This is a genomic window from Fructobacillus sp. ESL1096, assembly GCF_058511985.1.
The window spans coordinates 274,443-287,735 of record NZ_CP196400.1 but is presented as its reverse complement, the minus strand read 5'-3'; the positions used below and the strand labels follow the sequence as shown (position 1 = coordinate 287,735).

General features: G+C 44.1%; 15 protein-coding genes. 14 read left to right on the top strand and 1 reads right to left on the bottom strand.

Annotated elements, in window-relative coordinates:
• Positions 1-96 precede the first annotated feature (96 nt).
• From fmt to ACSYSR_RS01065, 11 genes are all read left to right on the top strand, one after another.
• On the top strand, positions 97-1,068 hold the full coding sequence (fmt, locus tag ACSYSR_RS01115) for a methionyl-tRNA formyltransferase (RefSeq protein WP_489816359.1): 972 nt from the start codon (positions 97-99) through the stop codon (positions 1,066-1,068).
• Positions 1,061-2,407 carry a 16S rRNA (cytosine(967)-C(5))-methyltransferase RsmB gene (gene rsmB / locus ACSYSR_RS01110; protein ID WP_489816360.1) on the top strand — a complete coding sequence of 449 codons (1,347 nt, stop codon included), beginning with the start codon at positions 1,061-1,063 and terminating at the stop codon, positions 2,405-2,407. The genes fmt and rsmB overlap by 8 nt, the downstream gene beginning before the upstream one ends.
• A gap of 5 nt (positions 2,408-2,412) precedes the next feature.
• A complete protein-coding gene (locus tag ACSYSR_RS01105; RefSeq protein ID WP_489816361.1) occupies positions 2,413-3,273 on the top strand; it encodes a PP2C family protein-serine/threonine phosphatase in 861 nt (286 codons plus the stop codon).
• Positions 3,273-5,144, top strand: a complete 1,872-nt coding sequence (gene pknB / locus ACSYSR_RS01100) for a Stk1 family PASTA domain-containing Ser/Thr kinase (protein WP_489816362.1) — start codon at positions 3,273-3,275, stop codon at positions 5,142-5,144. Before ACSYSR_RS01105 ends, pknB begins: the two co-directional genes overlap by 1 nt.
• Positions 5,145-5,302: 158 nt before the next feature.
• Positions 5,303-6,208, top strand: a complete 906-nt coding sequence (gene rsgA / locus ACSYSR_RS01095; RefSeq protein WP_489816363.1) for a ribosome small subunit-dependent GTPase A — start codon at positions 5,303-5,305, stop codon at positions 6,206-6,208.
• Positions 6,209-6,273: 65 nt separating this feature from the next.
• A complete protein-coding gene (gene rpe, locus ACSYSR_RS01090; protein ID WP_489816364.1) occupies positions 6,274-6,930 on the top strand; it encodes a ribulose-phosphate 3-epimerase in 657 nt (218 codons plus the stop codon).
• A gap of 82 nt (positions 6,931-7,012) precedes the next feature.
• Positions 7,013-7,687 (top strand): thiamine diphosphokinase, encoded by a 675-nt coding sequence (locus ACSYSR_RS01085; RefSeq protein ID WP_252774168.1) that lies wholly within the window; start codon positions 7,013-7,015, stop codon positions 7,685-7,687.
• Positions 7,688-8,005, top strand: a complete 318-nt coding sequence (trxA, locus tag ACSYSR_RS01080) for a thioredoxin (RefSeq protein ID WP_047974340.1) — start codon at positions 7,688-7,690, stop codon at positions 8,003-8,005.
• A gap of 411 nt (positions 8,006-8,416) precedes the next feature.
• Positions 8,417-8,617, top strand: a complete 201-nt coding sequence (gene rpmB / locus ACSYSR_RS01075; RefSeq protein ID WP_047974341.1) for a 50S ribosomal protein L28 — start codon at positions 8,417-8,419, stop codon at positions 8,615-8,617.
• Positions 8,618-8,825: 208 nt separating this feature from the next.
• Positions 8,826-9,185, top strand: a complete 360-nt coding sequence (locus ACSYSR_RS01070; RefSeq protein WP_252774166.1) for an Asp23/Gls24 family envelope stress response protein — start codon at positions 8,826-8,828, stop codon at positions 9,183-9,185.
• Between the two features lie 7 nt (positions 9,186-9,192).
• A complete protein-coding gene (locus ACSYSR_RS01065; RefSeq protein ID WP_489816365.1) occupies positions 9,193-10,899 on the top strand; it encodes a DAK2 domain-containing protein in 1,707 nt (568 codons plus the stop codon).
• 64 nt (positions 10,900-10,963) lie between these two features.
• On the opposite strand, the gene ACSYSR_RS01060 is transcribed toward ACSYSR_RS01065, so the two are convergent.
• Positions 10,964-11,215, bottom strand: coding sequence for a DUF4044 domain-containing protein (locus tag ACSYSR_RS01060; RefSeq protein ID WP_489816366.1), 252 nt, complete (start codon positions 11,213-11,215; stop codon positions 10,964-10,966).
• A 93-nt stretch (positions 11,216-11,308) separates the two neighbouring features.
• On the opposite strand from ACSYSR_RS01060, the gene ACSYSR_RS01055 reads away from it, so the two are divergent.
• From ACSYSR_RS01055 to rsmH, 3 genes are all read left to right on the top strand, one after another.
• On the top strand, positions 11,309-11,650 hold the full coding sequence (locus tag ACSYSR_RS01055) for a hypothetical protein (RefSeq protein WP_252774163.1): 342 nt from the start codon (positions 11,309-11,311) through the stop codon (positions 11,648-11,650).
• A gap of 152 nt (positions 11,651-11,802) precedes the next feature.
• On the top strand, positions 11,803-12,234 hold the full coding sequence (gene mraZ / locus ACSYSR_RS01050) for a division/cell wall cluster transcriptional repressor MraZ (RefSeq protein WP_252774162.1): 432 nt from the start codon (positions 11,803-11,805) through the stop codon (positions 12,232-12,234).
• A gap of 63 nt (positions 12,235-12,297) precedes the next feature.
• Positions 12,298-13,251 (top strand): 16S rRNA (cytosine(1402)-N(4))-methyltransferase RsmH, encoded by a 954-nt coding sequence (gene rsmH, locus ACSYSR_RS01045; RefSeq protein WP_489816368.1) that lies wholly within the window; start codon positions 12,298-12,300, stop codon positions 13,249-13,251.
• The last annotated feature ends 42 nt before the right edge of the window (positions 13,252-13,293 follow it).

The following is a 13,293-nucleotide window of genomic DNA, read 5'->3' as shown; positions in this document are numbered from 1 at the left end:
TCGGCATTTTGCTAGCGTCAATGAGTCTTTTGATTGAATTTGTTATAATAAATGAAAGTGCCGGCATTCTGGTCGGCAGAACTAGTGAGGAAGTTAATGACCAATCGCGTTGTCTTTATGGGAACACCCCAATTTGCTGTCCCAATTTTAGAGGCCTTAGTGGCTGATCCCCAATATGATGTTTTGGCTGTGGTGACTCAGCCGGATCGCCCACAGGGGCGTAAGCAAAAGTTGACCCCAAGTCCGGTAAAGACGGCTGCCTTAGCCCATGCTTTACCAGTCTTGCAGCCAGAAAAAATCAGTGGATCAGCTGAAATGACTGAGTTGATAAAGCTGGCACCTGATTTTATCGTAACGGCTGCTTTTGGACAATTTCTGCCAGAAAAGTTACTGGAGGCGGCCAAGGTAGCGGCGGTAAACGCCCATGCTTCCTTGCTGCCAAAGTACCGTGGTGGTGCACCAGTTCATTACGCAATCATGAATGGTGACCGAGAAACCGGCGTCTCATTGATGTACATGGTCAAGAAAATGGATGCTGGTGATGTGATTGATGTGGTCAAGGTACCGATTGAGGCAACTGATAATGTTGGCACCATGTTTGATAAGTTGAGTGCTGTTGCGGCACCGTTAGTTTTGGCTAATTTACCAAAATTGGCAGCCGGAACAGCCCAAGCAAAACCCCAAGACCCTGACCAGGTCAGCTTTTCACCAAATATCAGTCGTAATCAGCAAAACCTAGACTTTGAAAAAGAGACTGCTGAACAGTTAAATTGCCATATTCGTGCTTTGTATCCAACTCATCCGGCCCATGCCGTGGTTGGCGGTGAACGTTTTAAGCTGGTGGAGACGACCCCCTTGGCTGAAAAAACAGCAGCGAAGCCGGGCGTGATTACCAAAAAAGATAAGAAACACCTTGTGATTGCGGCCGCTGATGGCACGCAGTTAGCAATAGAGGGTCTGCAGCCAGCCGGCAAGAGTGTGATGGCCGTTACCGCCTATTTGAATGGTGCCGGTCAAAAATATGCAGTGGGCGACCAGTGGGTCACCGTTGAGGAAGTTAATGCCTAATCAAGTAAAAAGTAGTCAAAATCCCCGTTTACTAGCGGTTGTTACCCTAGCTAAAATTAAAAACGGTGCGTATTCCAACCTACAGTTGAACCAAATGATCAAGAGCCATCAGCTTAAAGCAGTTGATAAGGGGCTTTTGACCACGCTCGTTTATGGGACTATTCAGTACCGCTTATTGTTGGAGTACTGGTTGGCCCCCTTTGTGAAAGGGAAAAAATTAGAACCATGGGTCAAGGAATTGCTCTTGACGGCATTGTTCCAATGGCATAAACTAGACAAAATTCCTAAGCATGCCATTTTCAACGAAAGCATTGAAGTGGCTAAGACCCTTGGAAATGCTGGGACAGCTAAGTTTGTCACGGCTATTTTGCATAATATGGACCGCACGGGTCTTCTTGATGAAAGTAAAATTGCAGATCCAATCGAACGTTTATCGATTTCCTATTCGTTACCCGTTTGGCTGGTGAAAGCCTTATTGGATCAAGTCGGGGAAGATAAGACCAAGAGTATTTTGGCCTCTTTGAATGAAGCACCGGCCCAGTCTGTCCGAGTTAATACGGCGAAGACAACGATTGCTGGTGCAAAGGCAAGTTTGGTGGCCGAAGGCCTCTTTGTTTCAGATTCCGCTGTGGCTGCCGATGCACTAGTCGTCACTGGTAGTCATGTGGCTTCTTCTAAAGCCTTTATTGAAGGTCTGATTACGATTCAAGATGAATCCGCCATGTTGCCGGTTGAGGCACTAGCCATTGATGAATCCGTTCATTTGGTTTTGGATGCGGCGGCTGCTCCTGGTGGCAAGACGACCCAGATTGCCCAGTATTTATCGGGGGATGCCAAAGTTTTGGCCTTAGATATCCACGATCACAAGGTTAAGTTGATTAAAGCCAATGCGAAACGCCTTGGTTTAGCTGACCGGGTTGAGGCAAAAGCTTTGGATGCTCGACAGGTGCCAGAAAAGTTGGACCAAGACTTTGATCGAATTTTGGTCGATGCACCTTGTTCTGGCTTAGGGCTTTTGCGCCGGAAACCAGAAATTCGCTATGAAAAGTCGCTTGAAGATGTTTTGCACCTCGCTGACTTACAGCTTTCGATTTTGAATGCGACCGCAAAGCGATTAGCGCCAGGCGGCCGTTTGGTTTATAGTACTTGTACGATTTTAAATCAGGAAAACGATGGCGTGATTGAACGCTTTTTAGCTGAAAATCCTGATTTTACCTTGTTGAAGACACCAACCGATAAAAAGTTGAAGGATGATCGGATAGAGGATGTGTTGAAAATCTATCCAGATGACTACGAAACGGACGGCTTTTTCGTAGCTACCCTTCAAAGGAAGGATTAGATACGATGGCAATTGCTTATATCAGCGAAAAAGGCCCTACTCGGGTCGATAATCAAGACGCAGTGGGCGCCTTTTATAATCAATCAGGCGAAGCCTTAGTGGTTGTCGCTGATGGTGTTGCCTCTAATCCGGGTTCTAAGCAGGCCAGCCAAATTGTGGTGGAAACCCTTGGTACTGCTTGGCAAAAAAGGAACATGACCGATCCAGAAAGTGTGAAGGCCTGGTTGGTGCATCAAGCCGCCTTGGCCAATCGCGCTATTTTGTTAGCAGGACAAAAAAATCCTCGGGTTAACAATATGGCGACAACAGTGGTTTTGGCTGCTTGCTTGCCGGGAAAAATTTTAGTTGCAAATGCAGGTGATTCTCGGGCTTATTTCTTGCGGGGGAAAAAGGCTGAATTGTTGACTTTTGATCACACCCTGCGGAATGAAATTAAGCGGGATAGTGGTCAAATTTATGATGAAAGCCTACCCGAAGCCAATTCTTTAACCCGCTATTTGGGGGTCAATCAAAAAGTTGACCTTGAATGGACAACTTTTGTCCCTAAAAAAGATGATTGGCTTTATTTGACCTCCGATGGTCTGGCCAAGGTTCTTTCAATTGAAGACCAGGTCAAATTGCTCCAACCAGGACGCCACCGGCCAGGAAATGAGCCGCCATTGGGGTCTGTCTTAGACCTAACCGAACGAATCCGGGCGCTAATGAAGGCGGCCAATGCGCGCCAGGCACCGGATAATATTACGGCATTGCTGGTGACAGATTTAACGAATCCAAACCAACAAATGGCGGCCAAGGCGTATGCCGATGTTCGTCAACAATCAGATACTGACCAAGAAATGCCACAACAAACAGGGAGGCAAAACTAATGGAACAAGGAACGATGATTGATCACCGCTACCGTGTAGTGCACCCTCTGGGTGGTGGTGGCATGGCCAATGTCTACCAAGCTTTTGACACTTATTTAAACCGTGATGTTACGTTGAAGATGATTCGATTGGACATCAAGGACCAACCAGACGCTGTTGAACGCTTTCAACGTGAGGCAAAAGCAGCAACAGCTTTGGTCAACGACCATATTGTCCAGGTTTATGATGCCGGTGAGTTTGATGGCTCTTCTTATTTGGTGATGGAATATGTCGATGGGATGGATTTGAAGGATTACACGCAGGCGCATTTTCCAATCCCTTATCACAAGGTTGTTGATATCATGGAACAAATCTTGGATGCAGTGGCAGCTGCCCATCGTGCTGGTATTATTCATCGTGATTTGAAACCACAAAACATCTTGATTGATCGACAAGGGCAAGTGAAGATTACCGATTTTGGGATTGCAACGGCCAAAAAATCAGAGTCGTTGACTCAGGTACACACGGTGATCGGCTCAATTCATTACCTGGCGCCGGAACTGCCCATCGGTCAGCATGCCTCTGCCCAGTCCGATATTTATGCGCTGGGTGTTATTTTGTATGAACTGTTGACGAACCAAGTGCCTTATCAAGGTGATACGCCAGAACAAGTGGCTTATAAGCATGGGAACATGCCAATGCCTTTTGTGCGCGATTTTGATAGCCAGGTTCCCCAGCCATTAGAAAATGTTATTTTGCGGGCAACTGCTAAAAATCCAGTAGACCGCTATTTTTCGGCTGAAGATATGGCCGCTGACCTAAAAACTTCGTTGTCGAAAAGACGCTCCAAAGAGAGTCGGTACGTGCCAGAAACCTCTGATGAGACGCGTTTAGTCGATACTGATTTAGCAGATCACCCCTATGTGGCTGACCCTGATATTTTAAAAGATCCCGAAGAAGGAAAATCGGTCACTGATCAAATTATTGATTATGCTAAGCAGGGAATGTCGATCAAAGAAATTGCCACGCAAGTTGATCGGATGCCAAAGTTTGTTCGTCAGGTTTTGTCCAAAAATGGTGTTAAGTACAAGTCGGCCAAAAAGTGGGTTGTTTCCTTAGTAATGCTAGTCTTGTTGTTGGCTAGCTTTGGTGGGGCAAGTTATTTTAAAAATAACTATGTCACTATGCCGGATGTCACCAATATGTCTGTAAACCAAGCTGAAAGCAAGCTTTCTGATGCTGGATTGACGGTGTCCAGTCCAACTTATGCGTCGTCCAAGACGGTTACTAGTGGCCAAGTGATGAAGACGAAACCTGGATCGGGCGCCTACCTAAAAAAGGGAACTTCCGTTTCTTTGGTGGTTTCCTCTGGTGCGAATAAGGTCACTCTAGCCGACTATAGTGGTTGGAGCTATGGCGAAGCAGCGGCGCAGCTAAGTGGTCAAGGCTTCACCGTTAAGCGAAAAAGCCAAGCTAGTTCTGATGTTCCGAGTGGGGAAGTCATTTCCCAATCGGCTGCGGCCTTTACCGCTGTTGATCCTAGTTCAACGACAATCACTTTAACGGTTTCAACTGGTCCAAGTAAGGTTCAAGTGCCAAACCTGGTTGGTAAGAACCAAAGTGATGCAATGAACTGGGCAAATTCGAACCGGATTCAGCTCAGTTTTAACTTTACAAATTCGAGCCAAACAAGTGGTCAGGTAATTGCCCAAGATATACCAGCTGGTTCGCAGATTACTTCCGATAAAACGCTAACCTTGACGATTTCTGCTGGCCAGGAAAATAGTACGAATAGCAACAATAATAGTAATAATTCGAATAATAATTCATCGAACTCTTCTTCGTCTTCGTCCTCGAGTTCCTCCTCATCACCTTCGTCCAATAACCATTAGCTTGAATTTTGGCATAACAGTGATGATAAAAAGCCGCTTTTTAGTGGCTTTTTTGATTAAAAATCAAACTTAACACAAATTTGATGTTTTTCTTTTTTTTGTTAGAATTTGGTTTGTGGTGTTCACTGGAATTTTTAAAAATATGCTATACTAAGCGTATGAAAACAGGACGGATTATTCGGTCGTTGGCCGGTTACTATGACATCATGATGGATGATGGGGTTGTCGAACGCACACGAGCACGCGGACAATTTCGTCAAAAAAACCACCGCCCCCTAGTCGGCGATTTTGCTGATTTTGAATCGGAAAACGGCGAGGGTTTTATTTGGGCGTTACATGATCGGAAAAATGATTTGGTGCGACCACCCATTGCTAATGTTGATTTAGCCATTGTTGTGACTTCGGTTGTTGAACCAGCCTTTTCTCAAAATTTGTTGGATCGGCAATTGGTAGCGCTTGAGGCCGCTTTCGTGAAACCTGTCCTCTATTTTTCCAAGATGGACTTGCTCGATTCGACTGATCGACAAGATTTTGAGGCAACCTTAGCCGAATATCGTGCGATTGGTTATGATGTCATCGCCTCCGATGATGATGTTGCTGCCGCTTTCCAGCCAATTTTGAAAAAACAGGTTGTGGTGGCGATGGGTCAAACAGGAGCGGGTAAATCAACGCTACTAAACACTTTGGCACCAGAATTGCAGTTAGAGACGGGGGTTGTTTCAAAAGCGCTCTCGCGTGGAAAACATACAACTCGACAAGTTTCGTTAATTTTAGTCCCAGCTTTTGATGCTTTGATTGCTGACACGCCAGGATTTTCATCCTATGAAGTCTTTGACTTTCCGGTTGAAGAATTAGGAAATTACTTTCCTGAGATAAAAGCGGTCAGTGGCCAGTGCCGCTTTCGGACTTGCTCGCACATCAATGAACCTGGTTGTGCGGTGAAAGAGGGGGTTGCCCTTGGCAGTATTTCACAAGCACGGTATAATAGTTACGAACTGTTTTATCAAATTATTAAAGGGAAACGGCCAGTCTATCAAAAGACGAGCCAAAAATGGCGTCAGTAAAGGGGATAATTGCTAATTTGGCAATGAATTCTCAACATGCCGAGCGCTGAGGAAAAGAGGAAAACATGGCAGGAATTATTGCTCCATCAATTTTGAGTGCGGATGTCACCAAGTTAGGCGCAGATGTCGCCTTGGTGGAAAAGGCTGGTGCAAAGTATTTGCACATCGACTTGATGGACGGTTCATTTGTTCCATCGATGGCTTATGGTCCAGCTTGGGTAAAGCAATTACGCCCGCAAACTGATTTGTTCTTGGATGTCCATTTGATGGCTGTCCACCCAGAAAACCATGTTGAAGAATTGGCTGAGGCTGGTGCTGACTTAATTGGAGTTCACGTGGAAGCGACGCCACATATTCACCGTGTTTTACAAATGATTAAAGCTGCTGGTGTGAAGGCAGAGGTGGTGATTAATCCCGGAACACCGGTGTCAGCTATTATTCCTGTCTTAACAATGGTCGACCAGGTCTTAGTAATGACGGTTAATCCTGGTTTTGGCGGTCAGGCCTTCTTGCCAGAAATGGTTGAAAAGATTAAGGAATTGTCTATTTATAAGCAAGATAATGGTTTGGACTATGATATCGAAGTTGATGGTGGCATTAACGATAAAACGATTGCTTTGACGGCCGCTGCCGGTGCAAATGTTTTCGTTGCTGGTTCATATGTCTACGATAAGAAGGATCCAGCTGCTAAAGTTGCTAAGTTGCTGGATTTAACTAAGTAAAACAGACAGTTTATTAAATAATAATCTAAAATGGGCTAAGCAAATTTTTGCTTGGCTTTTTTCGAAAAGAAAGGGTAATTGAATGCGAATTAATATCTTAGCTGGGGGTCCGACTGAATTTTGGCCTGATGATATTTTTGAGCAAGAAGGGCAGTGGTTGGGTGCTGATCGTGGCGCTTGGTACTTAATGCAGGCTGGAATGGACTTTCAAACGGTGGTTGGCGACTTTGATTCTTTGACAAAAGATGAGTTTGAGGAAGTTACCAGTCATTTGGAAGCTAACCATGTCTATCGTTTTCCTCCGGAAAAAGACTTTACTGATACGCAGCTAGCCATCAAGGCTGCAGCTAGTCTCGGTGCAGATGAAATCAGAGTTTATGGAGCAACTGGTGGCCGTCTCGACCATCTTTTAGCTAATTTAACTTTTCCAGCAATGGCTGGCTTTACTGAATTGGCACAAGAGATTGATTTGCCAAATTTAGTGGAACGGGTTGCCCTGGTTGATCAGCAGAATGTTGTTTCTTATTTGTTGCCTGGGGAAAAGGTGGTTCAGCACATTAAAGGTATGAAATATCTAGGCTTTATGCCATTGGGTATAGTTGATAATTTGGAAATCATTGATGCGAAGTATACCTTGACACAGAAAGAAAGTAAGGCTATAATGTGGTCATCAAATGAATTTATTGATGAATTGGTCCACTTGTCTTTTGACAGTGGAATCATGATCGTTACTCAGAGTAAAGATGGAGGTAAGTAAATGGCTGTAACAGCAATTACTGATGCAAATTTCGAAAAAGAAACCGCCACTGGCGTTGCCATTACGGATTTTTGGGCAACTTGGTGTGGTCCTTGCAAGATGCAATCACCCGTTTTAGATGCTTTGTCTGATGAAGATGCTACTAAGAATATTAACTTTTATAAAGTTGATGTTGATGAAAACAAGGAAACTGCTGCAAACTTCGGTATTCGTGCAATTCCAACTTTGGTCGTGACAAAGGATGGTCAAGCCGTTGAACGGATTACCGGTTTCCATAACAAGGAGCAATTAGCTCAAATTTTGCAAAAGTACGCATAATTGTAAAAATTGATTTTGATAGAGGTGGCGGCAATAATTGTGTCGGCACCTTTTTATATTTTTTGCTGATGAGCCTATGAGCTGGGGCAAAGAGTTTTGTTGCAAGCGAATTTTACTAACATAGTGATTTTGTACAAATTGGTCGAATATAAATCAGCAAAGTTTATAATTTGCTTTGCCTTTAGTGCTGGAATTCGTTATTATGGACTAGGGAAAAGCTTTAGTGTAAGTAATTTTCTAGATAAAAAGTGGGTAAAAGGCACGTATAGAGCGAATTGCTTTTGAATTTGAGGTTGAACCGATGGTTAAATTGACTTCTGCTCTTGCTAAAGGCCTTTTATTCTGGTAAAATATTGTATTGTTGATAAGAAGAGCATGAACAATACCTCGGCTCGGATAGGAGGGTCAGACATGGCAAAAGATGCAATTACTGGTGCACGCACCCGTTTTGGTAATCAACGTTCACACGCCTTGAATTCAAGTCGTCGTAGCTGGAAGCCAAACTTGCAAAAGGTTACTGTTAAGATTAACGGTTCCGCACCTAAGAAAGTTTACTTAACGGCACGTACTTTGAAGGCCGGATTGAAGAACGGCTCAATTGAACGTGTTTAAAAACCACCACTTGAGGGTGGTTTTTTTATTATCAGTTGTTGATGACTAAGCTCAGTCTTTTGGCAGCTGATGTTTACCATCGATAGGGATTATGATAAATGACGCTCAAGCCACTGGTGCGCAGATTAGAACCTTTTCTTAGAACATGGTAGAATAGGGTTATCGTAAACAGAAAGGAACGTGGGGCTTTTTGCCCCACAACAACGTGATGGCAATTAAGATTCAAACTCAAAATGGTGAAATCAAAATTGAAAACGACGTAATCGCGTCGGTTGTTGGTGGGGCCACAATTGCCAACCCTGGTGTGGTTGGCATGGCTTCACGGGCGACTTTGCGTGATGGTATGAACCAAATTTTGAACCGGGAAAATTATGGTCGCGGTGTTGTTGTTTCGCAAACGGCCGCTGGCGTTATTGTGGATGTTTATATTGTTGTGCGTTATGGCATGAAGTTAGCAGAGATTTCCACGTCGGTTCAACGCAAGGTCAAGTATTATTTGGATAGTTATTTGGGAATTCATGTACCCGAAGTTAACGTGATTGTCCAAGGAATTGAAACCAAGGATTGAAAAGAAGATGACTGCAGAAAAAATAATGACTATCACTGCTGCCGATTATGGCAAGATGGTCAATGCCGCCGCGGCCAAGTTGACTGCGAATGCGGAGAACATTAACAAGTTAAACGTTTTTCCCGTTCCTGACGGAGATACAGGGACCAATATGGCCATGTCAATGGCTTCAGGTGCGCAATACGAGCGTGATGCCCAGGAAGAAACGGTTGGGGCCTTAGCCAAGGCCACAGCGAAAGGCCTTTTAATGGGGGCTCGTGGTAATTCTGGCGTGATCTTGTCACAAATATTCCGCGGCATGGCCGATTCTTTGGCTGATCAGGATAACCTTTCAGCCCGAGATTTGGCCGATGCTTTGATGATGGCTGCTCAAGTCGCTTATAAATCAGTGATGAAGCCAACAGAAGGTACTATCTTAACGGTAATTCGTGAATCTGCGGCTGCTGCTGATCAAGCGGCCAATGCTGGTGATGATTTACCAACGATGATGGATCAGGTCGCCCACGCTGCTCAAGTGGCTTTAGACAAGACACCTGACCTTTTGCCTGTTTTGAAAGAAGTTGGTGTAGTCGACTCTGGTGGCCAGGGTCTTGTTTTGGTTTTGTCAGCTTTTGCTGAAGTAATTTCGGGTACAATTTCAGAAGAAAATTTACAGACGCCTGATAACGCCGAACTTGATCAGATGGTTTCAAAGTTGCATGCGGGTGCCCAAGCAAATGAATCGTTACGGCCAGAAGACATTCAGTACGGTTACTGTACGGAGGTCATGGTTGAAATTGGTAAGGGAACAACGGTTGAAAAGCCATTCGACTACCAAACTTTTTATGATTACATCGCTGACAAGGGTGACTCACTCTTGGTCATCAATGACGAAGATGTTGTCAAGGTTCACGTTCATACTGAGGATCCCGGTGCGATTATTCATTGGGGTGGTGAATTTGGCTCATTGGTCAAGGTCAAGGTTGATAACATGCGTGATCAACAGCAGGCCGTCATCGATGAACAAGAAAAAGAAGACCGAAAGAACCAACAGGTTACACAAGAACAAAAGCCGGCCCCTGATGTAGCGGTTTTTGCAGTAGCAGCTGGTGATGGCGTAGCACAATTATTTGAGTCTTTGGGCGTGTACCAGGTGATTACCGGTGGTCAAACGATGAATCCTTCAACGGCTGATTTTGTCGAAGCCATTGAAAAGTCACAAGCAAAGGCAGCAATCATTTTGCCAAATAACTCGAATATTTTCTTGGCGGCTGACCAGGCGAAAGACTTGGTTGATGTGCCAGTTGAAGTAGTGAAGTCACGGACGATTCAGCAAGGCTTAACAGCCATGTTGGGCTACAACCCGACGGTTTCGGTAACGGATAATCAAGCAGCCATGACTGAACAGTTAGCAACAGTTGTTTCTGGCCAGATTACTCATTCGGTTCGTGATACAACGTTGCATGGTCAAACCATTAAAAAAGGTGATTGGCTAGGAATGGTTGATGGCGAAATCGTCGTCGTTGGCCAAAAGTTAGTGGAAACAGCCAAGGATACTTTAGCGAAGATGTTAGACGATGATAGTGAAATTGTCACGATCATTACTGGTAAGGATGCAAAAAAGAAAGATATCAAGGCTTTGACCGAAGCAGTTGATGACCTTGATGAAGACTTGGAATGCGAAGTTCATGACGGTGGTCAGGACCTTTATCCATTCTTGCTATCTGTTGAATAAAATTATTTAACGTAAAAAAAAACGCCGACCATAGCAATTAGTCGGCGTTTTTTTTATTTTTTTTTTAGTGGCCAATGGCAGCGATGGCGGCATAGATAACGGAACCGGCCATGACAATCACCATAAAGATTGACATGATCCAAGTCCAAATCTGGAACTTACTCTTCTTTTTCTTTTCAACCTTTGGGATTGGTCGTTTATTTAATTGACGGATAACTTCATCTTGCAGTTCGGTATCAACGTTTGCATTTTTTTGAACGGGTGTTTGACTTACTTTTTTCTTTGCTTTTTTCTTGGCCATGATTGGTAGCAACATTCTCCTGAGTAATTTAAATGTATCATAACATATAGATGAAAGAAATTGAAATTCTCAACTGACCTTGGTAAAGTTGACAAAGAGGTGAATGTTATGATGTGGTTTTATTGGCCTGCAATTTGGTTAGCCATTTTCTTTTTAATTATTTTGTGGCGACTTTTTTATCGCGCTTTTCCAAAAATTGGTGTCTTGGACCTTGCTGTCATTCCGACTTTTGTTTTCGCACATTTGACTTGGGGTGCGGCCTTTTATCGATCTGATTTGTTAGCTATTTTAGTTGTATGGCTGTTAATTGGGGCAATTTGGAATTCGATTGCTTTGTGGCACCGCCAACGACTGGCTTTCTTTTGCCATCGGTATTGGCAGGCGACTGGCATACTTGGGATTATTTTGATGCTTGCCTTGTGTGTTCTAGCTGTGATTTTAAAAAGATAGGGTCGATTCCCCACTAAGCTTAAATCCTAATTTTTTAGGGTTTAAGCTTTTTTTATTACCAACATTTTAAAAAAATTACGAGAAGAGTGGAGGAATGTGGGGGAATGTGGTAAATTATTGTTAAGTTATCTTTAAGAAAGGAGGGTGCGCCGATGTTCATGGGGGAATCTTCACATAATTTAGACTCCAAGGGTCGGCTCACCATCCCTGTTAAGTTTCGAAATCAATTGGGTGAATCTTTCGTGATTGTCCGATGGATGGAACATGCCTTACGGGCCATGCCGATGTCGGTTTGGCAAAACTTAGAGGAACAATTAAACACTTTGCCGCTTGGAAAAAAAGAAGCCCGGGCCTTTAAGCGTTTTGTTTTAGCCGGCGCTAAAGAAGCAGAGTTTGATAAGCAGGGGCGCATCATTGTTGATGGTAACCTGCAAGACTATGCCCAGATCGATAAAGAAGTGGTTGTGACGGGCGCCGGTGATTCTTTTGAAATTTGGTCAAAGGAAAATTGGCAGGCCTATACCGAGGATACTGCTGAAAACTTTGATGAAATTGCTGAAGGATTGGTTGACTTTGATTTTTAAGGTTATTTATTGAACGTGAACCAAAAAATGAACAAGAGTAGTGTGAAACAGGAGGACATTAAAATGGCATTTGAACACGTAACGGTCCTCCAAAAAGAGGCGGTTGCATTGCTGGCGGTCAAGCCAGACGGAATTTACGTCGATGCAACTTTGGGTGGTGGGGGCCACACTGGAGAAATTCTCAAAGAATTGACCACTGGGACCCTTTATTCCTTTGACCAAGATCAGACCGCCATCTTACATAATCAAAAGCAGTATGAACGAGAAATTGCTGATGGTCAGTTAGTTTTGGTTTTCCAAAATTTTCGCACATTGAAGCAAAGCCTAAATGACCTTGGTGTCGACCAAGTTGATGGTGTTTTGTACGATTTGGGCGTGTCTTCCGTCCAGTTTGACCAAGGTGACCGAGGATTTTCTTATAACCATGATGCACCATTGGATATGCGCATGGATCGTCGTCAGGACTTAACAGCAAAGGTAATTGTCAATGATTGGCCTTTTTCAGATTTGGTCCGAGTTTTGACTCGTTACGGGGAAGATCGCTTTGGTAAAGCCATCGCTCGCAAGATTGAACAAGCGCGGGAAATAAAGCCGATTGAAACCACCTTTGATCTAGTTGAAATCATTAAAGAGGCGATTCCAGCACCAGCTAGACGTCATGGGGGCCATCCGGCCAAGCGGACCTTTCAAGCTTTGAGAGTGGCCGTTAATGATGAATTAGGGGCTCTTGAAGACTCATTGACGCAGGCCTTAGACCTTTTGGCTGTTCATGGACGAATTTCAGCAATTTCGTTCCAGTCGCAAGAAGACCGGTTGATTAAGCAGATGTTTCGTGAGAAGGCAGCCACACCTGATTTACCACGTGGTTTGCCACTTTTGCCTGAACAAATGCAGGCAGACTATGAATTATTGACACGTAAGGCGATTAAGCCAAGTGAAGAAGAGCAAACTGAAAATCATCGATCTGCTTCGGCGCAATTAAGAGGCATTGTCCGCTTGAAGCGCGAAGGTTCTTAACGCTTTCAATCAGCAATGTGATGATTTTTGTTTGGCAAAGTT

Coding starts and splice junctions, on each gene's coding strand:
- fmt (WP_489816359.1), top strand. CDS start 97: ATGACCAATCGCGTTGTCTTTATGGGAACACCCCAATTTGCTGTCCCA.
- rsmB (WP_489816360.1), top strand. CDS start 1,061: ATGCCTAATCAAGTAAAAAGTAGTCAAAATCCCCGTTTACTAGCGGTT.
- ACSYSR_RS01105 (WP_489816361.1), top strand. CDS start 2,413: ATGGCAATTGCTTATATCAGCGAAAAAGGCCCTACTCGGGTCGATAAT.
- pknB (WP_489816362.1), top strand. CDS start 3,273: ATGGAACAAGGAACGATGATTGATCACCGCTACCGTGTAGTGCACCCT.
- rsgA (WP_489816363.1), top strand. CDS start 5,303: ATGAAAACAGGACGGATTATTCGGTCGTTGGCCGGTTACTATGACATC.
- rpe (WP_489816364.1), top strand. CDS start 6,274: ATGGCAGGAATTATTGCTCCATCAATTTTGAGTGCGGATGTCACCAAG.
- ACSYSR_RS01085 (WP_252774168.1), top strand. CDS start 7,013: ATGCGAATTAATATCTTAGCTGGGGGTCCGACTGAATTTTGGCCTGAT.
- trxA (WP_047974340.1), top strand. CDS start 7,688: ATGGCTGTAACAGCAATTACTGATGCAAATTTCGAAAAAGAAACCGCC.
- rpmB (WP_047974341.1), top strand. CDS start 8,417: ATGGCAAAAGATGCAATTACTGGTGCACGCACCCGTTTTGGTAATCAA.
- ACSYSR_RS01070 (WP_252774166.1), top strand. CDS start 8,826: ATGGCAATTAAGATTCAAACTCAAAATGGTGAAATCAAAATTGAAAAC.
- ACSYSR_RS01065 (WP_489816365.1), top strand. CDS start 9,193: ATGACTGCAGAAAAAATAATGACTATCACTGCTGCCGATTATGGCAAG.
- ACSYSR_RS01060 (WP_489816366.1), bottom strand. CDS start 11,215: ATGTTGCTACCAATCATGGCCAAGAAAAAAGCAAAGAAAAAAGTAAGT.
- ACSYSR_RS01055 (WP_252774163.1), top strand. CDS start 11,309: ATGATGTGGTTTTATTGGCCTGCAATTTGGTTAGCCATTTTCTTTTTA.
- mraZ (WP_252774162.1), top strand. CDS start 11,803: ATGTTCATGGGGGAATCTTCACATAATTTAGACTCCAAGGGTCGGCTC.
- rsmH (WP_489816368.1), top strand. CDS start 12,298: ATGGCATTTGAACACGTAACGGTCCTCCAAAAAGAGGCGGTTGCATTG.